Origin of the sequence: Corynebacterium maris DSM 45190 (assembly GCF_000442645.1) — a bacterium.
Lineage (GTDB): Bacteria > Actinomycetota > Actinomycetes > Mycobacteriales > Mycobacteriaceae > Corynebacterium > Corynebacterium maris.
Window position 1 is genome coordinate 884,520 of the sequence record NC_021915.1, and the last position, 22,947, is coordinate 907,466.

Annotated in this window: 24 protein-coding genes; 13 read left to right on the forward strand and 11 right to left on the reverse strand. The window is 67.1% G+C overall.

Annotated elements, in window-relative coordinates; all coding sequences use genetic code 11:
• The first annotated feature begins 52 nt into the window (after nucleotides 1-52).
• The 8 genes from B841_RS04225 to B841_RS04260 all read left to right on the forward strand — a co-directional run bounded on the left by B841_RS04225 (nucleotide 53) and on the right by B841_RS04260 (nucleotide 7,650).
• Entirely contained in the window at nucleotides 53-892 is an 840-nt protein-coding gene (locus B841_RS04225; RefSeq protein WP_020934248.1) for a TatD family hydrolase, read from the forward strand.
• 192 nt (nucleotides 893-1,084) lie between these two features.
• Nucleotides 1,085-2,275, forward strand: a complete 1,191-nt coding sequence (locus tag B841_RS04230; protein WP_020934249.1) for a resuscitation-promoting factor — start codon at nucleotides 1,085-1,087, stop codon at nucleotides 2,273-2,275.
• A gap of 111 nt (nucleotides 2,276-2,386) precedes the next feature.
• Complete coding sequence (locus tag B841_RS04235; protein WP_020934250.1) at nucleotides 2,387-2,923, forward strand: type 1 glutamine amidotransferase domain-containing protein; 537 nt, start codon at nucleotides 2,387-2,389, stop codon at nucleotides 2,921-2,923.
• A gap of 32 nt (nucleotides 2,924-2,955) precedes the next feature.
• Nucleotides 2,956-3,834 (forward strand): 16S rRNA (adenine(1518)-N(6)/adenine(1519)-N(6))-dimethyltransferase RsmA, encoded by an 879-nt coding sequence (gene rsmA, locus B841_RS04240; RefSeq protein ID WP_020934251.1) that lies wholly within the window; start codon nucleotides 2,956-2,958, stop codon nucleotides 3,832-3,834.
• Between the two features lie 5 nt (nucleotides 3,835-3,839).
• Complete coding sequence (locus B841_RS04245) at nucleotides 3,840-4,820, forward strand: 4-(cytidine 5'-diphospho)-2-C-methyl-D-erythritol kinase (protein WP_020934252.1); 981 nt, start codon at nucleotides 3,840-3,842, stop codon at nucleotides 4,818-4,820.
• A 50-nt stretch (nucleotides 4,821-4,870) separates the two neighbouring features.
• Nucleotides 4,871-6,682, forward strand: a complete 1,812-nt coding sequence (locus B841_RS04250; RefSeq protein ID WP_020934253.1) for an ABC-F family ATP-binding cassette domain-containing protein — start codon at nucleotides 4,871-4,873, stop codon at nucleotides 6,680-6,682.
• A gap of 91 nt (nucleotides 6,683-6,773) precedes the next feature.
• Nucleotides 6,774-7,289, forward strand: a complete 516-nt coding sequence (locus B841_RS13305; protein WP_020934254.1) for a hypothetical protein — start codon at nucleotides 6,774-6,776, stop codon at nucleotides 7,287-7,289.
• A gap of 34 nt (nucleotides 7,290-7,323) precedes the next feature.
• Nucleotides 7,324-7,650: a putative quinol monooxygenase gene (locus B841_RS04260; protein WP_020934255.1), complete on the forward strand. Its 327-nt coding sequence runs from the start codon at nucleotides 7,324-7,326 to the stop codon at nucleotides 7,648-7,650.
• Here B841_RS04260 and B841_RS13840 read toward each other — a convergent pair.
• Both B841_RS13840 and B841_RS04270 read right to left on the reverse strand, forming a co-directional pair.
• Complete coding sequence (locus B841_RS13840; protein WP_156844700.1) at nucleotides 7,634-8,137, reverse strand: hypothetical protein; 504 nt, start codon at nucleotides 8,135-8,137, stop codon at nucleotides 7,634-7,636. The two genes, B841_RS04260 and B841_RS13840, sit on opposite strands and share 17 nt — an antisense overlap.
• 789 nt (nucleotides 8,138-8,926) lie before the next feature.
• Nucleotides 8,927-9,721: a Cof-type HAD-IIB family hydrolase gene (locus B841_RS04270; RefSeq protein WP_020934257.1), complete on the reverse strand. Its 795-nt coding sequence runs from the start codon at nucleotides 9,719-9,721 to the stop codon at nucleotides 8,927-8,929.
• A 47-nt stretch (nucleotides 9,722-9,768) separates the two neighbouring features.
• Here B841_RS04270 and B841_RS04275 point away from each other — a divergent pair, with 47 nt between their 5' ends.
• Nucleotides 9,769-10,743 carry a 3-hydroxyisobutyryl-CoA hydrolase gene (locus tag B841_RS04275; RefSeq protein WP_041631743.1) on the forward strand — a complete coding sequence of 325 codons (975 nt, stop codon included), beginning with the start codon at nucleotides 9,769-9,771 and terminating at the stop codon, nucleotides 10,741-10,743.
• On the opposite strand, the gene B841_RS04280 is transcribed toward B841_RS04275, so the two are convergent.
• Complete coding sequence (locus B841_RS04280) at nucleotides 10,730-11,962, reverse strand: DUF6882 domain-containing protein (protein ID WP_020934259.1); 1,233 nt, start codon at nucleotides 11,960-11,962, stop codon at nucleotides 10,730-10,732. The two genes, B841_RS04275 and B841_RS04280, sit on opposite strands and share 14 nt — an antisense overlap.
• A gap of 241 nt (nucleotides 11,963-12,203) precedes the next feature.
• Between B841_RS04280 and B841_RS04285 the strand changes: the two genes are divergently transcribed.
• A complete protein-coding gene (locus B841_RS04285; RefSeq protein ID WP_052337728.1) occupies nucleotides 12,204-13,673 on the forward strand; it encodes a glyceraldehyde-3-phosphate dehydrogenase in 1,470 nt (489 codons plus the stop codon).
• Nucleotides 13,674-13,719: 46 nt separating this feature from the next.
• A complete protein-coding gene (locus tag B841_RS04290) occupies nucleotides 13,720-14,379 on the forward strand; it encodes a sulfite exporter TauE/SafE family protein (RefSeq protein WP_020934261.1) in 660 nt (219 codons plus the stop codon).
• Here B841_RS04290 and B841_RS04295 read toward each other — a convergent pair.
• The 5 genes from B841_RS04295 to B841_RS04315 form a co-directional block, all read right to left on the reverse strand.
• Entirely contained in the window at nucleotides 14,376-14,705 is a 330-nt protein-coding gene (locus tag B841_RS04295) for a transcriptional regulator (protein WP_020934262.1), read from the reverse strand. The two genes, B841_RS04290 and B841_RS04295, sit on opposite strands and share 4 nt — an antisense overlap.
• A gap of 10 nt (nucleotides 14,706-14,715) precedes the next feature.
• Entirely contained in the window at nucleotides 14,716-15,150 is a 435-nt protein-coding gene (locus B841_RS04300; protein WP_020934263.1) for a hypothetical protein, read from the reverse strand.
• 13 nt (nucleotides 15,151-15,163) lie between these two features.
• Entirely contained in the window at nucleotides 15,164-16,300 is a 1,137-nt protein-coding gene (locus B841_RS04305; protein WP_020934264.1) for a glycosyltransferase family 4 protein, read from the reverse strand.
• A gap of 17 nt (nucleotides 16,301-16,317) precedes the next feature.
• Complete coding sequence (locus B841_RS04310; RefSeq protein WP_020934265.1) at nucleotides 16,318-17,559, reverse strand: NAD-dependent epimerase/dehydratase family protein; 1,242 nt, start codon at nucleotides 17,557-17,559, stop codon at nucleotides 16,318-16,320.
• Nucleotides 17,560-17,789: 230 nt separating this feature from the next.
• Nucleotides 17,790-18,173, reverse strand: a complete 384-nt coding sequence (locus B841_RS04315) for a hypothetical protein (RefSeq protein ID WP_020934266.1) — start codon at nucleotides 18,171-18,173, stop codon at nucleotides 17,790-17,792.
• Nucleotides 18,174-18,208: 35 nt separating this feature from the next.
• Between B841_RS04315 and B841_RS04320 the strand changes: the two genes are divergently transcribed.
• Both B841_RS04320 and B841_RS04325 read left to right on the forward strand, forming a co-directional pair.
• Nucleotides 18,209-19,078 (forward strand): patatin-like phospholipase family protein, encoded by an 870-nt coding sequence (locus B841_RS04320; protein WP_020934267.1) that lies wholly within the window; start codon nucleotides 18,209-18,211, stop codon nucleotides 19,076-19,078.
• Nucleotides 19,079-19,280: 202 nt separating this feature from the next.
• Nucleotides 19,281-19,565: a DUF1540 domain-containing protein gene (locus B841_RS04325; RefSeq protein ID WP_020934268.1), complete on the forward strand. Its 285-nt coding sequence runs from the start codon at nucleotides 19,281-19,283 to the stop codon at nucleotides 19,563-19,565.
• 30 nt (nucleotides 19,566-19,595) lie between these two features.
• On the opposite strand, the gene B841_RS04330 is transcribed toward B841_RS04325, so the two are convergent.
• The 3 genes from B841_RS04330 to B841_RS04340 form a co-directional block, all read right to left on the reverse strand.
• A complete protein-coding gene (locus tag B841_RS04330) occupies nucleotides 19,596-20,321 on the reverse strand; it encodes a hypothetical protein (protein WP_020934269.1) in 726 nt (241 codons plus the stop codon).
• A gap of 117 nt (nucleotides 20,322-20,438) precedes the next feature.
• The gene (locus B841_RS04335; protein WP_020934270.1) at nucleotides 20,439-22,073 is read right to left on the reverse strand and encodes a peptide chain release factor 3; all 1,635 of its coding nucleotides are present in this window, start codon (nucleotides 22,071-22,073) and stop codon (nucleotides 20,439-20,441) included.
• Between the two features lie 24 nt (nucleotides 22,074-22,097).
• Nucleotides 22,098-22,925: an SDR family NAD(P)-dependent oxidoreductase gene (locus tag B841_RS04340; RefSeq protein ID WP_020934271.1), complete on the reverse strand. Its 828-nt coding sequence runs from the start codon at nucleotides 22,923-22,925 to the stop codon at nucleotides 22,098-22,100.
• Between the last annotated feature and the right edge of the window lie 22 nt (nucleotides 22,926-22,947).

The window sequence follows — 22,947 nt, forward strand, 5'->3', positions numbered from 1 at the left end:
GCCGTGGGGGATCGCCTTGCCTCGGCACTGCGTCCGTTTAAGGTGGGAAGACATGTCGAAGAAGAAACCGCGCCCGACCCCCGTCCCCGCCGAGACCGTCGCCGGACTCGTCGACGCCCACACGCACCTCGCCTCCGCCGGAGCACGCGACGGCGCCGGCGTCGACGCCTTGGTCGACCGCGCCCTCGCCGCCGGCGTGGAGAAGATCTGCACCGTCGGCGACGGGCTGGCCGAAGCGGAGGCGGCCCTGGCCGCCGCCCGCCACAACGCCCGGGTATGGGCGGCGTGTGCCATTCACCCGACCCGCGCCCACGAACTCGATGACGTTGCCCGCACCCGCGTGCGGGAACTCGTCGCGGACCCGCGCTGCGTCGCCGTGGGCGAGACCGGCATCGACACTTACTGGCTGCAGCACGACCCCGATCGCACCGCCCCGCTGGACGTCCAGGAGGAAGCGCTGCGTTGGCACATCGACCTGGCCGTGGAAACCGGCAAGACCCTGATGCTGCACAACCGCGAAGGAGACGAGGACCTCATGCGCATCCTCGCCGACGCGCCACAGCCGCGTCGGGTGATCCTGCACTGCTTCTCCTCCCCGCTGGGGGTGGCGCGGGAGGCGATCGACCGGGGTTACGTGCTCAGCTTCGCGGGCAACGTCACCTTCAAGCGCAACGAACAGCTGCGCCAGGCCGCCGCGGAAACCCCGGCCGGGCAACTGCTCATTGAGACGGACGCGCCGTATATGACGCCGGAGCCGTTCCGCGGGTCCCGCAACGAGCCGTCGTTGATCGGCCATACGGCTCTGCGGGTGGCGGAGGCGCGCGGAATGGACGTCCACGACCTGGCGGCCGAGGTGTCCGCGACCTTCGACGAGGTGTTCGCGCTCGAGTAGAAGGTGGGCAACCTCACAGGTCGGCGGACAGGGCTTGGTGAGCGTGTCTGTTGCGGTGGCGGTTGTAGGTTTGTTACCTTATCGTGACGTAATGACAGTGTGGGCGCAGTTCCGCGCATCGCCCACAGCACAACGCGCCGGGATCTCCGCAGGCCCGGCCGATCGAGTGAAACACGAGACGTAGAAACTCCCATGGCACGCACCTCCTCACAGATCAAGAGCATCAACGCCCCGAAGAAGACCACCGCGCGCATCGTCGCTGGCGGCGCCGCCGGCGTCATGGCCCTCGGCGGGGTGGTGGCCCTCGGCGCCCAGAAGGACGTCTTGGTCGACGTCAACGGCGAAGAGATCTCCTTGCGCACGTACGCGGCCGACGTCGCCGGCGCCCTCGAGGCGGCCGGCGTCACCGTCGACGATGAGGACCTCGTCTATCCGGCGCCCTCTGAGTCCGTCGCCGACGACGCCACCATCACCGTGCGCACCTCTAAGCCGGTCGCCGTCATCGTCGACGGCAACGAACAGACCCTCAACTCCACCGCCGACACCGTCGCCGACCTGTTGGGTACCATTCCGGGCGTCACCCCGGCCGCCGAGACCGCCGCCGCGGACGACGCCCCCGTCACCGAGGGCATGACCCTGGACGTGACCACCCCGAAGATCATCGCGATCAACGACGGCGGCCAGGTCACCTACACTTCCATCGCGAAGAAAACCGTCGCCGACGTGCTGACCTCCCGCGGCATCACCGTCGACTCCGACGACCGGGTCAGCCCGTCGCTGGACTCCGTCATCGGCGAGGGCACCGAGATCGTCATCGACCGGGTCGACGTCGCCGAGACCACCGAACGCGCCGAGTTCGACGCCGAGCCCGTCTACGTCGAAGACTCCGAGGCGGAGGAAGGCACCGAGCGGGTCGTCGAGGAGGGGGAATCCGGCGTCCGCAACCTCGTCCAGCGGGTGGTCACCGTCAACGGCGTGGAAGAATCCCGCGAGACCCTGGAGGCCGTCGAAGCGAAGGCCGCGACCCCGGCAAAGATAGCCCGCGGCACCAAGGCCCCGGAAACTCCGGCCCCTCAGGCAGCTCCGGCCCCCGCGGCGGGTTCCGCTTCCGGCGCGGCGGCCCCGGCCGTCGCCGGCGGATCCGTCTGGGACGCGCTGGCGCAGTGCGAGTCGAACGGCGACTGGTCCATCAACACCGGCAACGGCTACCACGGCGGCCTGCAGTTCTCCGCGTCGACCTGGGCGGCCTACGGCGGCACCCAGTACGCGCCGACCGCCGACCAGGCCTCCCGCGAGCAGCAGATCGCCATCGCGCAGAAGACCCAGGCGGGACAGGGCTGGGGCGCCTGGCCAGCCTGCACCTCGAAGTTGGGCATCCGCTAAGAATTAGCGGAAACGCATGAGAGCCGGTTGACCTGCGGGTCTGCCAGCTTCTTCCTTTCTCGTTACGCTGGGCCGCGTACCCGAACAAAACGTAGCAGAAAGGACGACATCATGGCCGACCTCACCGGCAAGAACGTCGCAGTCATCGCCACCCACGGCTTCGAGGACTCGGAGCTGAGCAGCCCCGTGGAAGCCGTCAAGGAAGCCGGCGCCACCGTTACTGTCCTGTCCACCGAAACCGGCGCCCCCATCGAGGGAAAGAACGGCACCAAGGTCGACGTCGACGCCGCCACCGCGGACGCCGACCCGGCGAAGTTCGACGCCCTGATCCTGCCGGGCGGCACCGGCAACGCCGACAAGATTCGCATGGACGCCGACGCCGTGTCCTTCGTCAAGGCCCACGTCGAGGCCGGTAAGCCGGTCGGCGTCATCTGCCACGGCGCCTGGATCCTCACCGACGCCGACGTGCTCAAGGGACGTACCCTGACCTCTTACCCGTCGCTGCAGACCGACCTGCGGAACGCCGGCGCCACCTGGGTCGACGAGGAGGTCCGCACCGACAACGGGCTGGTCTCCTCCCGTACTCCGGACGATCTGCCGGCCTTCAACGCCAAGATCGTCGAGGAGTTCGCCGAGGGCACGCACTAGTTGAGTTCCCGCAACGGGTAAGTTAGGTGGCCATGAGCACCACCGCCGCCGACTTACTCGGCCCAGCCGAGATCCGTCAGCTCGCCGACAAGCTCGGCGTGACCCCGACGAAGAAGCTGGGCCAGAACTTCGTCCACGACCCCAACACGGTCCGACGCATCATCGCCGCCGCTGACATCAGCAGCGGCGATCACGTCGTCGAGATCGGCCCCGGCCTCGGCTCGTTGACGCTCGGCCTGCTGGACACCGCAGGCGCAGTCACCGCCGTGGAGATCGACAAACGCCTCGCCGCCGAGCTGCCCGCCACCGCCCAGTGGCGCGCCCCGGCCGTCGCGGACCGGCTGAACGTGGTGACCCAGGACGCCATGCAGGTCACCGCCGAGGACGTCGCCGCGCCCACCGCCTTGGTGGCCAACCTGCCCTACAACGTCTCCGTCCCGGTGCTGCTGCACTTTTTGGCGACCTTCCCCACCATCGAGCGCGTGTTGGTGATGGTGCAGGCGGAGGTCGCCGATCGGCTCGCCGCTGAACCAGGCTCCAAAATCTACGGTGTGCCCAGCGTCAAAGCCAGCTTCTACGGCAAGGTCAAGCGGGCCGGCTCGATCGGCCGCCACGTCTTCTGGCCGGAGCCCAACATCGAGTCCGGGCTGGTGCGCATCGACCGCCACCCCGAGGATCAGCGTTCCTGGCCACAGGACGCGCAGACCAGGGAGCAGGTCTTTCCTGTCGTCGACGCCGCGTTCGCGCAGCGCCGCAAAACTCTGCGTGCCGCCCTCGGCGGGCACTACGGTTCACCCGCGCAGGCGGAAGAGGCGTTGACGGCGGCCGGCATCGACCCGAAGTTGCGCGGCGAGAAACTCGACGTGACGGACTTCGTCCGCCTCGCCGGCGTCGACGTCGCTGAGGAGTGAGGCCGGTGACCAACCTTTCCCGAGCCACCGCCCACGGCAAGATCAACCTCCACCTGGGCGTGGGCGCCGCCCGCGAGGACGGCTACCACGACCTGGTGACCGTCTTTCAGTCCGTGGACACCCATGACACCGTCACCCTCCTCAAGGACGAGTACGACTTCCCGCGTGTCGACGGCAGCGCCGCCGTCAGCCTTGAATGCGTCTCCCACGTTCGTGGGGAGGTTCCCGAAGACCCCGGCAACCTGGCGTGGCGGGCCTTCGACCTCGTCGTCGACGACTACGCGAACCGGTATGGGACGCGGGAACTGCCGCCGGTGAGCATCCGCATCGACAAGCGCATTCCCGTCGCCGGCGGGATGGCCGGCGGGTCGGCCGACGCCGCGGCCGCGCTGCTGGCCGCCGACGACTTCCTGGCGCGCACGTACGGCGTCGCCGGGCTGGGGCGAGGCCGATTGGTGGAACTCGGCGCCTCACTGGGGGCGGACGTGCCGTTCACGCTCGTCGGCGGCACCGCTTTAGGCACCGGGCGCGGCGATCACCTGACCACGATGCTCTCCCGGGGGAAGTACCACTGGGCGCTGATCCTGTCGAAGCAGGGGCTGTCGACACCGAAGGTCTTCGGCAAACTGGACGAATTGCGTGGCAAACGCCCGGAACTGACCCCCGCGCTGGAGACCCGTGCCGTGGCCGAGGCCCTCATCCAGGGAGATCCTTTCGCGCTGGGGGCGGCGCTGCACAATGACCTGCAGGCCGCCGCGCTGTCCCTGAAGCCGGATCTGCGGCGGGTGCTCGAGCTGGGCAAGGAGTCGGGGGCGATCGCGGGCCTGGTGTCCGGGTCTGGCCCGACCTGCGCTTTCCTGTGCGAGGACGCCGCCACCGTCGACCAGCTGATCGTGCGACTGTCCCTGGAACTCCCAGGCACCTCCGGGCTGCGGGTCTCCGGGCCGGCGGAGGGCGCGTACCTGGGTTCGCCCGCCGGGAGGTAGGGGAGCGGGCTGGGGCTCGAGCAGAGGACTCGCCTAGACTGAGTCCCATCATGGCGAACCTGATCAATCTGGAGAATGTCTCCAAATCCTACGGCCTCAAGACCCTGCTCGACTCGGTGAGCCTCGGCGTGCAAACCGGCGACCGCATCGGCGTCGTCGGACTCAACGGCGGCGGCAAAACCACCCTCCTCGAGGTGCTCACCGGCGTCGAGGAGCCGGACTCCGGCCGCGTCTCCCACACCTCCGATGTGCGGATGGCGGTGGTCACCCAGCGCGCCGAACTCGACCCTGAGCTGACCATCGGCGAAGTCGTCGTCGAGCCGCTCGGCCTGCAGACCTTCGAATGGGCCTCCAGCGCACGGGTGCGCGAAGTCTTGGGCGGCATCGGCATCATGGAGCTGGGGCTCGACGCGAAGGTCGGCGGGCTGTCCGGCGGTGAGCGCCGCCGCGTCAACCTCGCCGCGGCGCTCGTGCAGGACTTGGACCTGATCGTCCTCGACGAGCCGACCAACCACCTCGACGTGGAGGGCGTGCAGTGGCTGGCAGAACACCTGCTCTCGCGCAAACTCGCCATCGTCGTGGTCACCCACGACCGCTGGTTCCTGGACACCGTGGCCAATATGACCTGGGAGGTCCACGACGGGCGGGTCGACGCCTACGAAGGCGGCTACAACGACTGGACCTTCGCGCGCGCCGAGCGTTCCCGTCAGGCCGACGCCATCGAGCAGCGCCGCCAGAACCTGGCCCGCAAGGAGCTGGCCTGGCTGCGCCGCGGGGCCCCGGCGCGCACCTCCAAGCCGCGGTACCGCATCGAGGCGGCGGAGGCGCTCATTGCGGACGTGCCCGCCCCGCGCGACAAGGTCGAGCTGATGTCGTTTTCCAAGTCGCGCCAGGGCCGGGTCGTCGTGGAGCTGGAGGACGCGCGCATCGAAGCCCCCGACGGCCGTCCGCTCGTGGATCGGTTGACCTGGCGGCTGGCGCCGGGGGAGCGCATCGGCCTGGTGGGCGTCAACGGCTCGGGCAAGACGACGCTGCTGCGGGCCCTGGCCGGCGATCACCCGCTGGCCGCGGGCAAGCGCATCGAGGGCCAGACCGTGCGCATCGGATGGTTGCGCCAGGAACTCGATGATCTGGATCCGGACCGCCGGCTCATTGACGCGGTGGAGGACGTCGCCACGTACGTCACCATCGGGGAGCGGGAGGTCTCTGCCTCGCAGTTGGCTGAGCGGCTCGGGTTCAGCCCGAAGCGGCAGCGCACTTTCATCCGGGACCTCTCCGGCGGTGAGCGCCGCCGCCTGCAGCTGACCCGCGTGTTGATGGGCGAGCCGAATATGTTGCTGCTGGACGAGCCGACCAACGATCTGGACATCGACACGCTGCAGGAGCTGGAGTCGCTGCTGGATTCCTGGCCGGGCACCTTGGTAGTGATTTCGCACGACCGTTACCTCATCGAGCGCATCGTCGACAACACCTACGCGTTATTCGGTGACGGGCAGTTGACGAACCTGCCGGGCGGCATCGAGGAGTACCTCGAGCGTCGCAAAGCGATGGCGGCCGCGGAGGGTGGCGGGGTCATTGACCTGGGCGACAAATCCGCCCCGGCGGCGTCGGCGGAGGAAAAGCGACTTAGCTCCCAGGAGGAGCGTGAGCTGCGCAAGCAGATGAACGCCGTGGAGCGCAAGATGGCCAAACTCGACGAGCGCATCGCCACCTTCGAGCAGGAGATGGCGGTGCTCTCCGGGGCGGAGGATCCGGACCTGGGCAAGCTCGCGGACGTGGACAAGGGGCTGCGGGAGGCACGGGAGGACCACGAGGGCCTGGAGATGGAGTGGCTGGAGCTCGGGGAGCAGCTCGAAGGCTAAGGACGTCGGGCGCGGTAACGTAACCCACTCGTTATGGAATCGTGTCTTGTCGCTGTGCCTTTCCGCTGCGTAGCGGTGGCAAAGTGGAGGTATGTCGATCACAGCACGAGTTTCCGCGTTCCTCACCGCCGCCGCCCTCGCCGTCACGGCGACTTTCGCCGTCCCCGCCGGTGCGCAGACTCTGCCCGACGCGCCGGTGCAGGCGGAGGCCGGCATCCAGCAGGCTCCGGCTCCGGTGGAGGCTGAGCCGCAGCAGGACGTTCCGGCGTTCACCGCTGAGGGCGTGGAGGGGCGTCTGCTGGCCGCTACCGGCCAGAACCTCACCGGCATGGGTCACTACGCTGACCCGGTGGCATGGGAGATCGCCGCGCAGTGGGCGGGCGAGGCCATGACCGGCCAGGTCGAGTTCTTGGGCGGGGTCGGCCGCGGCAACACCCACCTGGACACCGGCGACGGCAACATTTACCGTCTGACCGTCGAGGAGGCCGAGGCGCGCATCGGCTGGCTGGATCAGCCGGTCACCGAGTCCGCCAACGGCACCGGATTCGGCGTGGCGTCGGCGCGCGTCGACGACACCGTCTACTTGGTGGAGTACTTCCTCTACTAGGCGCGCGGCGGCGGAGATCGCTAGGATAGGTGACATGATTCTCATCAACGTCAAGTTCCGTCCCCGCGATGAATACGTCGACAACTTCATGGAGAAGGTCGCTGACTTCACCGCGGCTTCCCGCGCCGAGGAAGGCAACATCTTCTTCGACTGGTACCGCTCCACCGAGGATCCGGGCCTCTACATCCTCATCGAGGCTTTCCACGACGACGCCGCCGAGGCGCACGTGCAGTCCCAGCATTTTAAGGATTCCCAGGAGCTTTTCCCGACGCTGCTGAAGGAAACCCCCGAGATCATCAACACGCTCATCCCCGGCAAGACCGAATGGGACGAGATGGCGGAGTTCACGGTCGAGAAGTAGCCCGCACCACCCACGGCACAAGCTCATTCGCCGTGATCTCCCGTGGCGAAACGCGGAGAACGAGATAACCCAGATTATGGAGTCTCTTCTCTCGTTTACGCTCATCAACTACGACGGCATTCGGATCATCTCCGAACGTGCCGTCGTATTTGCTTTCCCCGTCCCCCTCCACCACCACCCGGTCGTTGACCAGAAGGTCCACCCGGGCGACGGTGCGGTGGAGCCCATGCGTGGAGCGGAAAGTGTCCTCGAGATCAATCTGCCGTTGCAGCTGCACGGACCGGATCTGCGGATGCCGTCTCTGCGCCGCGAGCAACTGGGCGCGGGCCAAGGACTCATAAGGCGACTCCGACAACGGGGACGCGTGAGAGAGGGCGGCGCGAGCGAAGGCGATGCCTTTGAGTGGGCCCAGTCCCTCGAGATAGCGGGCCAGCCGCTGAGCGTCTTGTCCCGGCATGGCGGTTCGACGCAACAGGCTGTCGAACACGACCAGGCCCTCCTCCCACCCGTGATAACGGGCAACGTCTGCGGCTGATCGTGCCAGGGACGTGACGGGGACGCCGTGAACCCGAGCGGTGTCTTCTGCGCGAAGCCGGAGACGGCGGTAGATGACGCCAGGTGGTGGTGAGGGCCGAGAGTGGCCGGACAATAAGGTCATTTCGACGGGTTCACGTGGGCGCCCGATGACCCAGAGACCGTGCAGCCGGGCAGCTGAGCGACTGATCACGAGAGAGCGGGTGGCGCTTAACCCGGCCGTCGCTGCTCGGAGCGTGTTCTGGTGGAACCACGGGAGACGTCGATAAATCTCGGTGGCGATGACGTGATTGGGAGACAGCTTGCTCATCGTCCCCTCCGCCACCTGCTGCCAAACGGGGTCAGTGAGATAGGTGGCGCGGAGATCGCGGGTGTCGGTGAGAAGGGCGGCGAGATCCATGCCTCCAGCACAGCATTGTGCGGACTGGCGGGGGGGGGAGGGCGAGGAGGCCATCTGTGGATAAGTCGCGGTTGCGGCGGTGCCTGTGAGTGCTTGCGGAATACCGGTTGGTGAAAATCCGGGCCACCGTGTAGCTCGATGCATGACCTGTCGCGGATGTTCACCAATCAGAATTCACCGTGTGTGGGTGGGAGTGCCGGGAGGAGAGCCGGCGGGCATTCCGCCTCAGCGGGTAGAAGGTGAAAAATAGGTGATGAAAGACCGGGAAAAAGGCGGGCGGAGCGTACCTGGCGCCGTGGATTTTCATCATCCAGAATTCACCACGTAGCCAGGTACGGCCCGTCACCCCAGCCCGAAGTGTTCCTTGAGCACCGTGACCACGCCGTGGTCGACGTTGGACGGGGCGATGTGATCGGCGATCGCCTTCAACTCCGGGTGAGCGTTGTCCATCGCCCACGCGGTGCCGGCGGCCTGCAGCAAGGCGTAATCGTTGAGGTAGTCGCCGAAAGCGACGGTTTCTGAGTGGGCGATTCCCAACGCGTCCGCCAACGCCCGCAGCGCCACGCCCTTGTCGGCTTCCGGGTGCATGACGTCGACCCAGTTCGCCCCGGAGACGACGACGTTCGCGTCGGGGGCGGCGGCGTCGACCACCGGGAACACCTCGGCCTCGGCGTCGCCGGGCGTGTAGACGGCGACTTTGACCACGTCGTCGGTGACGACGTCGTGCAGATCGGACGTCTCGACGGTGGAGTGGTAGTACTTGTCGATCTCCGAGAGCATCGGGGCGGGTAGGCCGGCGGGGATATAGGCGGCGTCGGGGCGGCAGACGACCACGACGAAGTCCTCGGCGGCGTCGATGATCGCGTGCACCGGATCCGCGGGCAGGGCGGTGGTGGAGACGATCTCGCCCTGATACGACACGACGGTGCCGTTCTCGGCGATATAGGCCTCCGGCACGGCGTCGGAGAAATCTCCGAATATGTCTTGCAGGGTGCGCAGTTGGCGTCCGCTGGCCGGGGCGATGACCACGTCGGTGTCCTCGGCGTAGGCCATGACGTCGCGGAAGGCGGCGGGGATGGCGCCGTGGGCGTCGAGAAGCGTGCCGTCCATGTCTACGGCGATGATCCGGTACGACACCGAAACTTATCCTCCTTGGTTGGCGCTGCGCTGGCACACTGGGCGCCATGAATGAGCAAGCAGCAGTGATCACGTCCATCAGCAACACTACGGGAGTCATCCGGCTGAACCGGCCGCGGGCGATCAACGCCTTAACGCCGGAGATGGTCGAGGCCGTGGCGCAGTCACTGCGCGAGTGGCGTGACGACGTCGCCATCACCCAGGTGCTGGTGTTGTCCAACTCGGAGAAGGGGTTCTGCTCGGGCGGCGACGTCCGCTGGGCCCGCGAACAGGTTCTGGCCGGGAAAGCGGCGAAGGCGGACGAGTTCTTCGCCGTGGAGTACGCCATGAACCGGGAGATCGCGGAGTTCCCGAAACCCTATGTGTCTCTCATCGACGGGGTGGTGATGGGCGGCGGTCTGGGCATATCGGCCCACGGCAGTCACCGGGTGATCACCCCGGCGGCGTTCGCCTCCATGCCCGAGACGGCCATCGGGTATGTCACCGACGTCGGCATGTCGCAGGTCTTTCAGACGCTGCGCTTCGGCCCGGCGACGGGGCGCTTCCTGGCCCTGACCGGATACCGGCTCACCGCCGCCGACATGCTGGCCTCGGGCCTGGCGACCCACCACGTGGACGCCGCCGACGGGGTGGCGGAGGCGATCGTGGAGAAGGGCGTCGACCAGGTGTTGGCTGAGCTGGCCACGCAACCGGAGGAGCAATCGCGGCTGGCTGAACTGATCAATGACATCGACGCCACCTTCGGCCACGACACCTGGGCGGAGATCGACCGGGCGCTGAAGAGCCACGACAACGCGGAGTTCGTCTCTCTGGTCCGCGAGTTGACCGCGGGCGCCAGCCCCACGTCCCTGGCCCGATCCACTGAACTGATGGCCGCCAACCTGGAGGTCGACCTCGCGCAGGCCCTGGACAACGAACGGGTCATGGGGGAGAAGATGCGCCGCCACCCCGACTTCGTGGAAGGCGTGCGCGCGGTGCTGGTGGACAAGACCCGCGACGCGGAGTTTACTACGGCACCGTGACGTCGTTGCCGGTGTCGGGCATCTGCAGGTGCACGACGCCGTCGGCTACCCGGTGCGGCAGACGCCGGAACCGGGCGTAGGACACCGCCGCCCGCTCTTGGTCGACCCGGCGCCCCGCCTCCGTGCGCAGCGTAGCCCGCACCGCGGCTTCCGTGGCGCCCGGCAGCCGCAGGGCCGGGGCGTCGAGGAGGAACACGCCCGTGACCGTCGGCGTCAGCGGGGCGGTGAGATGCGCCCACAGGCCGGCGACGGGTTTGGCCGCCTCCACCAGAGCGTCCGCCCGCGCCAGCTCGAGCGTGGTGCGCGGCCGCACGAACGCCGGGATCGCGTTGTCCCCGCCGAACCGACGCACCCGCGCAGACACCGAGGCAGGGCCCGCGGCCGGGGTGCCGGCCAGCTGCGGATCCGCCCACGCCCACACCCACTCCTCGTCGACGATCACCCCCAGGATCTCACTGCGCACCTCGAGGCCGGCGCCGTGCGAACCGGACAACCGGCCGAACCCGGTACGCAGGTCCGGCTGCAGCTGAGCCTGCGGGAACATGCCGCTGAGCAGGAGTTGATGCTCCTCGGAGGTGTAGACGGCATCGGCGCGCACCTCCGCCAGGCTCGCCCCGCCACGGATGTCCACCACCCGGCCGTCGACGATCTCCACGGCCACGCCGTCGCTGTACTCCACGCCGAAGGAGGTGCGCTCGATCCCCAGTCCGCGGGCCGCCGCGAAACCGATGAGGGCACGTTCCGCATCGAGCGCCTCATCCAGGGCGGCCACCCCGTTGAGCACAGCGGTGCGGGTGTCGGAGGTGCTGGCCGGCACGTCCACCGCCACGACGGACGTCGATCCGTCGGAATGCGGGGCGAGCAGCACGGGGACGTTGCCCAGCAGGGTGCGCGCCGCCCGCAGCAGGTCATCGGCCGCCGGCCAGGCGCCGCTCAGTTCCGGGACGGGGAAGTCGGCGCCGCGCCGGGTCAGCCAGGTCCAGCGCCCGGCGCGGATGACGGCGACCCGCACCCCGCGCAGGGGCACGGAGCCGGAGCGGCTGAAATGCGCGCGGACGTCCACGAGCGCGTCTTCGGCCGGGTCCGTCGGCTGGGGGCCGGAGTATTCGACGCCGGTGACCGTGCCGGAGGCTCCCGCCAGGACGGCGTCCAGGTCCGCCTGAGCGACGGCGCCGTCGGCGATGACGTCCGCGACAGTGGCGGGAGGGGGCAGGTCCATGCGGGGAGAGTCCTTGTCCGAAAAAAGGGAAGAAGTGATGACTCTCAGAATAACCCCTCTGGCCTGGGGGACTGAATGTCCGTCGGCGGGTGGGGCCGGTTACCCCCGGTGTTCACAGACCCCGTCTTCTGGAAGTAGTGTTTGGGGGTGAACACTTGGGTGGTTTCCGCTGCTCGTGCGCTGCTCGCGCGGTACAGTGAGGCCCAAGATTCGTGACCGAAGTGGCAACCTCTACAAAAGGATGGGGAACGTGACCTCGCAGCAGCAGGCTCAACAGGACTGGAACGACCGACTCGAACTGGCGCAGGAGATGCTCCCCCTGATCAGCCGCCTTCACCGTGAGCACAACGTGGTCACCTCGATCTTCGGCCGGTTGCTCATCGGAGTCACGGACGTCGACATCATCAAGTCGCACCGCTACGCCCGCCGCATCGTCGAAAAGGAGCTCCCGCTCGACCAGACGCTGCCGATCCTGCGTGAGCTGGTGGACATGGACCTGGGCACCTCTTCCATCGACCTGGGTGCATTGGCCGCGCAGTTCGCCAAGAGCGACGAGACCGACCTGCGCGCCTTCCTCGAGTCCCAGCTCACCGACGCCATGGGCACCAGCTCCGCACGCGAATCCCGCGACGTCGTCCTCTACGGCTTCGGCCGCATCGGCCGCCTGCTGGCCCGCATCCTCGTCGCCCGGGAGGCGACCTACGGCGGCGTGCGCCTGCGCGCCGTGGTGGTGCGCAAGAGCAACGACGAGGACTTGGCCAAGCGTGCTTCGCTGCTGCGCCGTGACTCCGTCCACGGCCCGTTCAACGGCACCATCACCGTCGACGAAGAAAACGACATCATCTGGGCCAACGGCACCTGCATCCAGGTCATCTACGCCAATGACCCGGCGGCGATCGACTACACCGCCTACGGCATCGACGACGCCGTCGTCGTCGACAACACCGGCATCTGGCGCGACCGCGAGGCCCTCGGCCAGCACCTGCAGTCGAAGGGCGTCAGCGAGGTGCTGCTGACGGCCCCGGGCAAGGGCGACGTCAAGAACATCGTCTACGGCATCAACCACGAGATGATCACCGACGGTGACGAGGACAAGATCCTGTCCGCCGCGTCCTGCACCACCAACGCGATCACCCCGGTGCTCAAGGTCATCAACGACCGTTACGGCATCAAGCACGGCCACGTCGAGACGGTCCACGCCTACACCAACGACCAGAACCTGGCCGACAACATCCACAAGGGCCCGCGCCGCGGCCGCGCCGCCGCACTGAACATGGTGCTGACCGAGACCGGCGCCGCAAAGGCAGTGTCCAAGGCCATCCCGGAGATGGAGGGCAAGCTCACCGGCAACGCCATCCGCGTGCCCACCCCGGACGTGTCCATGGCCGTGCTCAACCTGGACCTGGAGATCGACGTCGACCGCGACGAGGTCAACGAGTTCCTCCGCGACGTCTCCCTGCACTCCGAGGTCCGTCAGCAGATCGACTACATCAACTCCCCGGACGTGGTGTCCACCGACTTCGTCGGCTCCACCCACGCGGGCGTCGTCGACGGCCTGGCCACCATCGCCAACGACAACCACCTGGTGCTCTATGTCTGGTACGACAACGAGTTCGGCTACTCCAACCAGGTCATCCGCATCGTCGAGAAGCTCGCCGGAGCCCGCCCGAAGGTCCTGCCGGAGCGCGTCAAGGTCACCGACCTGAAGTAAAGTCCTGACGTTATCGGGCCGGCGGCTGGCCCGGTAGACTGCGGGAATGTTCTCCGCCGTCAGTCTCGCGTTCGCCGATTCCGTCAACGCGCTGCTCATCGCAGTCGTCGTCGCCATCGGCATCATCTTGCCGCGCGGACAGTACCGCAAAGTGGCCCCCTTGCTGATCTTCGGTGATTGGCTGGGGGTTTTCTTGCTTGCGCTGGGCGTGATGTTCGTCTTCGACGGGCTGGAGGACTTCGTCCAGACGCTCATCGACGGGCCCGTCTTCGGCATCATCCTCATCGCCGTCGGTCTGATCGCCGCAATCGGGGTATGGCGCACCAAGCCGGGCGGCAACCGCGAACTGGTGGACATGATCCTGAAGTTCCTGCGCACCCCCAGCGTCTGGACGGTACTGGCGGGGTTTGTGCTCGGCGTGGTGCAGTCTTTGACCTCCGGCCCGTTCTTCTTGGGCATCGCGGTGCTGTCGGCGGGGGACTACTCGGCGTGGGTGCGCTACGGCGGCATGTTCTTCTACGCCACCATCGCGCTGAGCTTGCCGACGCTTACGGCCGTGCTCGTCGGCCTGGTACGGAAATACCCGTACTCGCCGCCGGGTCGGGCGTTTCAGTGGGCGCGCGAAAACACCGAGAAGGTCACCAAGATCGGCGGTTACGGCGTCGCCGTGTTCCTGGTGCTGCTCGGGGTGCTGCACCTGTTTTAATTCTCGACCCTATTCGCGATGTGCCGCAGAGCGGCGAGATACCTGGTCAGGGCGGCGTCGCCAACGGCGGTGAGACGGACCCAGACGGTGTTTTTGGCGCGGCTGAAACCGTAGATGCGGTCGTGGGCGACATACCCGTGCGACTCCAGCGCACCGAGCTGCTCCGATAAAGCGGCGTCGTTGACGTCGACCACGTTCCGCAGGGTGGCGGAGGACATCTCCCGGTCAGCGGCGTCGCCGCCCTCAGTGGCTCCGGCGGCTTTCAGCGCTGCGCAGATGCGCAGCCGGGTGACGGGGCGGAGGACGGGATCGAGTGCGTTGTCCATAGGGCAGGTATCACGTGCTCCGGAGCGCGTAGTGGATGTGCAGGCCGCCCAGAATGCCGGCGATCAGACCGAGCCAACGCGGCTCCGCCGGAAGCAGCACCACGACCGGCGTCCACAGGAACCAGACCGATTCCCGCCACCAATTACTCTTCTTACCCTTTTCTTGGTCGAAATCCACCACTGGGCGTTCCCGGGTATGGGGAGTGAAGAGCTGCTTACGGAACACCACGAACAGGATGAAGATCAGGGCCAACAGAGAAAAAGTCCAGGTGAGCATTTCCCAGATGCCGGTGGCGACCAGGGCGGCGAACAGCACCGCCAGCAGGGTGACGACCGAGAGGTTGGGCTGCCACTGCAGGGACTGACGGATAGCGGAGACGTCGTCCAGGAGGTGTTGCGCCTCCTCGGGCGTCACCCGCACGTCATCCGTATCTTTGCTCTCCATGCCTGTACCTCGTCTAGCTACGGTGCTCGTCGATCGCGCGCTGGTAGTAGTCGACGAGTGACTCCGTCGCCGCCCGCCAGCCGTGGCGCAACGCCTCCGAGCGGGCGGTGTGGCCCATCTCGGTGCGCAGGGCCTCGTCGTTGAGTAACAGGGCGATGCGCTCCGCCCACGCGTCGTAGTCCTCCGGCTCGACCAGATACCCGGTCTTTGCCTCGTCGATGACGAACGGGATGCCGCCGGCCCGGGCGCCGACGACCGGCACACCGGAGGCGAAAGACTCCAACGCCACCAGACCGAGGGTCTCGGTGACCGACGGGAAAGCGAAGACGTCGCCGGAAGCGAACGCCGACTGCAGATCCGCGCCGGAGAGATAGCCGGTGAAGGTGGTGAACGCCGGGTCCATCATCTTCTTCAAATCATCGGCCTGCGGCCCGGAACCGACCATCGCCAACCGTGCGTTAGGCACGCGTTCGCGCACCTTACGCATGATCGGCGCGAGGCGGTCCAGGTTCTTCTCCGCGGACAACCGGCCCACGTAGATGACCAACGGGGCCTCCGGGTGCCCGTCGGTCAGCCGGGCGCGCATCTTCCGCGAGCGGCGTTCGGGGGAATAGCCATCGGTGTCCACGGCCTTGGGCCACAATTCAACGTTGCGGATGCCCTGGGCGGTGGCCTTATCCACCATCGGCCCGGAGGTGCACAGGTTGACCGCGGCCTGATTGTGCAGCGTTCGGATCCACGCCGCCGCGGGCTGGCGCAACCACCCGATGCGCAACGACTCGGTGTATTCGGGCACGTTGGTGTGGAAACTCGCCACCAGCGGAATGCCGCGCCGCTTGGCGGAGAGCACCCCGAAAGCGGCGAGCCACACCGGATTGACGGCGTGAATGACGTCGGGCTGGAACTCCTCGATCTTCCGGGCGATCGACGGGGTGGGCATGCCGACCTTGATCTCCGGATAGACGGGCTTGAAGGAGATGCCGCGCACCCGGTTGACGGTGAAGCCCGCGTATTCGGCCGGCGGATCGCCGGGAGCGAAGAGCTGAACCTCATGGCCCAGCTCCGCGAGCTGCTCCATCGTGCGGGTCACACGGGTGACCACGCCGTCGATCTTGGGGAGGAAGACCTCCGTGAACATCGAGATCTTCACGTGCCCGAGATCTCCTTTTACTTGGCCACGGCCGCCGGTTCGGTGACGCGCTCCGGCTCACCGGCCTCATTGTCCTTCGTCCACAGCGAACGCGCCGGGATCTTGGACATGTCGGCGCGATCGGCGTACTTGCGGGCGACCTCCTCCACCTCGTGCAGCAGGCCCTCGGACAGCGTCGTCGGGTTCAGCCCCAGGTCCAGGAACGTCTCGTTGACCGCGTGGAGCTCGTTTTCCGCGGACTCCTTACGCGGGTTCGGGACGTTGGCCACCTCGGCGCCGGAGATCTCGGCCAGCAGGTTCGCCAGATCCCGAACGCGGTGGGTTTCGGTCATCTGGTTGAAGATCTTCACGCGCTCCCCGCGGGTCGGCGGGTTCTGCAGGGCGATCTCGATGCACCGGACCATGTCGCGAATGTGGATGAACGCGCGGGTCTGGCCGCCGGTGCCGTGGACGGTCAGCGGGTAACCCACCGCGGCCTGCATGAGGAAGCGGTTGAGTACGGTGCCGTAGTCGCCGTCGTAGTCGAAACGGTTGATCAGACGCTCGTCCTTAGCGGTCTGCTCGGTGGTCGTGCCCCAGATGATGCCCTGATGCAGGTCCGTGATGCGCAGCTCGTCGTTCTTCGCGTAGAAGGCGAACAGCGTCTGATCCAGCACCTTGGTCATGTGGTAGATCGAGCCCGGGTTGGTCGGGTACAGGATCTGCTGGGGGACACGGTGCGGCTCGACCGCATTGCCGTGCTCGTCCTCGTCGGCGGTGACCTCGACGTCGAGGTAGCCTTCCGGGATCTTCATCCCGGCGGTGCCGTAGCCGTAGACGCCCATGGTGCCCAGGTGGACGACGTGGATGTCCAAGTCGGACTCCACGATGGCGGCCAACAGATTGTTCGTGGCGTTGGTGTTGTTGTCCACGGTGTAGCGCTTGTTGCGCGAATTCTTCATCGAGTACGGCGCAGCGCGCTGCTCGGCGAAGTGGACGACGGCGTCGGGACGCTCGGTGACCAGGAAATCAAGCAGCTCGTCATAATCTTCCGCCACGTTGAAGTTACGGAAGCCGATCTCCTTGCCGGAGACTTCCTTCCAGGCCGCGATGCGCTCATCGATGTCGGCGATCGGGGTCAACGACTCCGCGCCGAGCTCGGCGTCGATGGCGCGCCGGGACAGGTTATCCACGATGATCACGTCGTGTCCCTGATCTGAGAGGTAGAGGGACGCAGGCCATCCGCAGAAGCCGTCGCCGCCGAGAATCGCAACCTTCACTGTTACTCCAAACACGTTCGGGGACAAAGACCAGACAGTTCCATACGCAAAAATGTCTGCGTGTCGAGTTTAGTCAACATGAGCGAGTTGGGTGAGAGGTTGGGGTGCACGGCCCGGGGCGGGCGTGGCCGCCACGTGTCCCCGGCATGAATTTCCGGAAAACTGGCCAGCTCGCCACCCCGCGACGAGAGGGGTGGTGTGGGCCGTGTCTCAGTGGGGGAGGGGTGAGGTCACTGCTTTTCGACGACCAAGGCGAGGCCGAGGTCGGCGATCTCGTATTCGCCGGGCTCGCTGCGCGCACCGGAGACCAAGGCCTCAGCCTGTACCTCGGTCAAAGGCAGCACCCACCCGACCTTGGGGTCGAGCACGATGCGCTTGTCCCGTTTCACCGGCACCACCGTCAAAGGGCGCCCTCCCGGGTGCAGCCGCCGGGCCCGGCGGCTGCGGGCGGCGTCCAGCAGCTGGTCCGCGGCGTCGGGGGAGGCGATCACCATGACCCACTCCGCGGCCGTGCGCACCCGCAGCGTGCCGACGTTCACCTCTTCCACCTCAGTCGGCAGCTTCGGCAGGTTCTCCGCCGTGCCCCGGCCCAGGATGCGGTCTAAAAATCCCATGGCCCCGATGCTAGCCTCCGCTAGAATCGCGGGGTGTGATCGATGCATCTGATGTGGCCCTGGTAATCGAAGGCGGCGGCATGCGCGGGTCCTACACCGCAGCGCCCGTGGTCTCCCTGATCCGCGAAGGCGTGGACGTCGGCTGGGTCGGCGGGATCTCCGCCGGGTCGAGCCACACCCTCAACTACTTGAGCCGCGACGCGGAACGCGCCCGCATCAGCTTCACGGATTTCGCGGCCTTCCCGGAGTTCGGCGGTTGGGGATCGCTGGCCCGCGGCACCGGCTACTTCAACGCCGAATACATCTACGAGCGTTCCGGGGACGCGGACCTTCCCTTTGACTTCACCGCCTACGCCGAGCACCCGGCGCAGGTACACATCGAAGCGGTGCAGGCGGCGACGGGCCAGACGGTGGTGTGGAACCGGGCGGACATGGCCACGGCCACCGACGTCAACGTCCGGGTGCGGGCGTCGTCGACGCTGCCGGTGGTGATGAACATGCCGGTGATCGACGGTGAGCCGTACGTCGACGGCGCGATGGGCACATCCGGCGGACTGCTCATCGACGCCGCCGAGCGGGCCGGGTACTCGAAGTTTTTGGTCATCATGTCCCGCCCGCGGGACTATTGGAAACCGGAGGTGACCCGCCCGCAGGCGGTGCGGCGGGTGCTGCGCCGCTGGCCCGCGGTGGCTGAGGCGCAAATCAACCGGCCCGCCATCTACAACGAGGCCAAGCGCCGCATCCTGGAGCTGGAGAACCAGGGGCGGGCGAAAGTGTTCTTCCCGGAAGTCATGCCGGTGAGCACGGGCGAACGTAGGGTGAAACGGCTCCGGCTGGCCTTCGAGGCAGGTCAAGAACAGACGCGGCGTGAGTGGTCGGCGCTGGAAAAATTTCTGGCCACATAACACCCCCGAAATGGGGTTGGTTAATTTGACACGATGATTGCGTCAAAATCACTACCTGCCACTATCGTGTCGCCAAAGTATAGGCTTGCCTAATAAAGGCCCCTCTAGCTGCAGGGATGCGCGTATATTCAAGGTCACGGAGGGGTTAGGCAATGATTGGGAGAACTCCTCCCTCATCGAAAAGATCCCGGAAGGAACCGTCATGACCACCGCCACCGCCCCCGTCAGCACCTGCGCCGCCACCGCCTGCGCCTTCAACGACAGTCAAAGCTGCACCGCCGTCGCCATCACCGTCGGTGGCGTGACCGGAAGCGCCTCCTGCACCACCTTCGCCGAGCTCGACGTCCGTGCCGGGCTGAGCGACGGTCGGGGCCAGGTCGGGGCCTGCCACCGCGTCGACTGCGTGCACAATTCCAACCTGCTGTGCTCCGCCAGTGGCATTGAGGTTGCCGACAGCGCGGCGTGCACCACCTACGAGGCTCGCTGAGTCGTTTTCCACCGCGGGCACACCGTGCCGCTAGGCCAGTGCCGCCACCGCATCGGCGATTTCCTCGGCGGAATCCGCCGGCTGCGGGAAGCGTACGAAGGTGACGCTGATGCGCTGGGTGCCGGCGCCGATGAGCATGAGGCCTTGGCCGTCAACGTCGCCGACCCACACCCGGTCGCGGTGGTTCTTGCGCAGGGCCAGCTTGCGGTCGTCGAGGACTTCGCCGTCGATCAGCCCGGTGAGCACCTCTGTGTGCAGGGAGGCCAGGCGGCGCTCGCCCAAGGCGTCGAGGCGGCCGCGCACCTCCAATTCGTCGATCGCCGGGGCGTCGTCGGCCATGCCGCTAAGTTCGGCGATCCGCACCATCGTGGCGCCGCACGGCCAATGCAGATGGACCTGCTCAAGGTCGACCACGCCGAAACGAAGGTGGGGCGCGGGGTCCAGCCCGATCCCGGGCACGGCTTCCCCGGCAGGGAGCCAGGCCAACTGGCCCGTCCCATGCAGGCTGGCGACGGTGATGTTCGTCGACAGCTCCAACGCCTTCTTCACCCCATCGACGCGAACTTCGGTATTCGGCAGCCAGTCGGACTCATCGGCGCGGCAGACCACGATGATGCGGCCGGCTGCGTCGATGCCGTGCAGAACGACCGGGATGCTGCGGGTCGGGTCCAGCTTGTATGGGACGAACGACACCGACCCGGCCCCGTTGAGGATCCGACGGGTGAGGTTTTTCGCGTACGTGGCAGTGATGGTCATGGCGCCTCCTGAAAGTCAATGAAGGTGACCCTAACCTAATGTGATCGCACGCACAAGGGCGGGGCGGAAACTTTCTCGACACACGACCAGAAAACCGCCCGGGCGGGGCGCACCGTGTCAGTCGTCAGCCACCAGCGGTTCCATGGTCAGGTTCGGGTGCTCGCGCTCGATGAAGGCCAGCTTCCACTTGTCGCCGAACAGGGCGATCAGCTCGCCGTCGGAACGGGTGAACACCTCGACGCCGCGCTGACGGCCCAACTCGGCGGCGGACTCCTCGTCGGTGCGCCGGGCCACGGAGTAGGGGACCGGTTCGGTGACGGTCTCGACGTTGTATTCGTTTTCCATCCGGGCCTGCATGACCTCGAACTGCATGGGGCCGACGGCGGCCATGACCGGGGAGGCGTCGCCGCGGAGGTCGTTGCGCAGAATCTGCACCACGCCCTCGGCGTCGAGCTGTTCGAGCGCCTTGCGGAACTGCTTGTACTTGCCCAGCGACTTCGCACGCAGGGTGCGGAAGTGCTCGGGGGCGAATTGCGGCATGGGCTTGAACTGCACTTTGCGGCCGTCGTAGATGGTGTCACCCGGCGCGAGCGAACCGGCGTTGACCAGGCCGACGATGTCGCCGGGGAAGGCGGAGTCGACGGTGTCGCGGGTGCGGCCGAAGACCGTCAGGGCGTACTTGGTGGAGAAGCTGCGGTCGGATTGGGCGTGGGTGACCTGCATGCCGCGGTCGAACTCGCCGGAGACCACCCGCATGAACGCCAGCGTGTCACGGTGCTTTTTGTCCATGCCGGCCTGCACCTTGAACACGACGCCGGAAAAAGCGTCGTCGAGGTCGCGGGTCTCGTCCATCGCGGAGGTCGACACCGCCACGGCCTTCGGGTCGGAGTCGCGGGGGCGCGGCGCCGGGGCGATCGCACACAGGGTGTCCAGGATCTGGTGCACGCCGAAGTTCAACATCGCGGAGGCGAAGATCAGCGGGGAGGTTTCGCAGCTCTCGAAGAGCTCCTGGTCGTGGACCGCGCCGTCCAGTGCCAGCAGTTCGGCCTCCTCGACGGCGGTCTCCCAGACGTCCTCCTCCTTCGCCTCGGCGGCGTCGGGGGAGTAGTGCTCCTCCGGGGCGATGGTGGATCCGCCGGCGGTGCGGGTGAAGTGGACGTAGCCGTCGACTTCGCCGTCCTCGGTGACGTGCGCCAGACCGCGGAAGTCGCCGGCCTCGCCGACCGGCCAATACAGCGGGGTCGGCTGCAGGCCGATCTCGTTGACGATTTCGTCGACGAGCTCCAGGGGTTCCCGACCGACGCGGTCCCACTTGTTGATCACGGTGATGATCGGCAGACCGCGGGCCTTGCACACGCGGAACAGCTTGAGGGTCTGCGGCTCCAGGCCCTTGGCGGCGTCGATCAGCATGACGGCCGCGTCGACGGCGGTGAGCACGCGGTAGGTGTCCTCGGAGAAGTCCGCGTGACCCGGGGTGTCCACCAGGTTGATCATGTAGGGCTCGCCCTCGTGGTCCTCCGGGGCGTACTCGAACTGCAGCGCGGACGACGCGATCGAAATGCCGCGGTCCTTCTCCATGTCCATCCAGTCGGAGACGGTGGCCTTGCGGCCGGCCTTGCCGTGGGTGGCGCCGGCCTCGGAGATGATGTGGGCGTGCAGCGCGAGCGCCTCCGTCAGCGTGGACTTACCGGCGTCCGGGTGGGCGATGACGGCGAAGGTACGGCGGCGGGCCGCTTCTTGGGCGATGCTCATGGCTGTTTAGCCTAGTCGCTGGCGCTACCAGCTCACATTCAACGCCTCGCCGAGGTCCTCGAAGACACGCTTGGCCACGCCCAGGTCCTTGGCGATGGGCCGCTGCAGGCCCGGTCGTCGCCGGTCGTCGTAGTACCGCCCCGATTCCCAGTGCACCCCCGGCACCCCGGCGATGAAGTGGGCGAGGTTTTCCCCGCCCGCGGCGGAACCGCCGAAGAATCGGGCGAGCGGGCCACCGTACATCTTGTGCAACAATCCGGCGCCGGACTCCTGTGCGAAGCTGGTGGCGATCACGCCCGGATGAAACGCGACGGCGCTGAGCCGGTGATCGTGAAAACGGCGGTGCAACTCCTTGGTGAAGAGGATGTTGCCCAGCTTGGCGTTGGCGTAGGCGCGGTCCGGGGTGAACCCCCGGAAAGTGTTCGGGTCGTCGAGGTTGAACTTGGCGGCCAACGAGCCCACCGACGCGGTCGCCACCACGGAGGCGCGCGAGGCCACCAACGTCGGCAGCAGCAGGTTGGTCAGCAGGTACGGGGCCACGACGTTGACCTGCCAGGTCTTCTCGAAACCGTCGACGGTGGTCTCCGGGCCGGGAAACACTCCGCCGGCGTTGTTGGCCAGCACGTCGATGCGGCCCAGCTCGCCGAGGTCGTCGGCCAGGGCACGGACCTCATCTAAGCGGGAGAAGTCGGCGGTGTGGAACTCTGCGTCCACGGACTCCGCCACGGCGGCTGTCTTCGCCGGGTCACGCCCGATCAGGACCAGGCGGTCCTCCGGGCGGGCGCGGTGCAGGATACGGGCGGCCGAGGCGCCGATGCCGTCGGAGGCCCCGGTGATGACGATGGTGCGCATGCCGGCCAGTCTAGGGAAAACC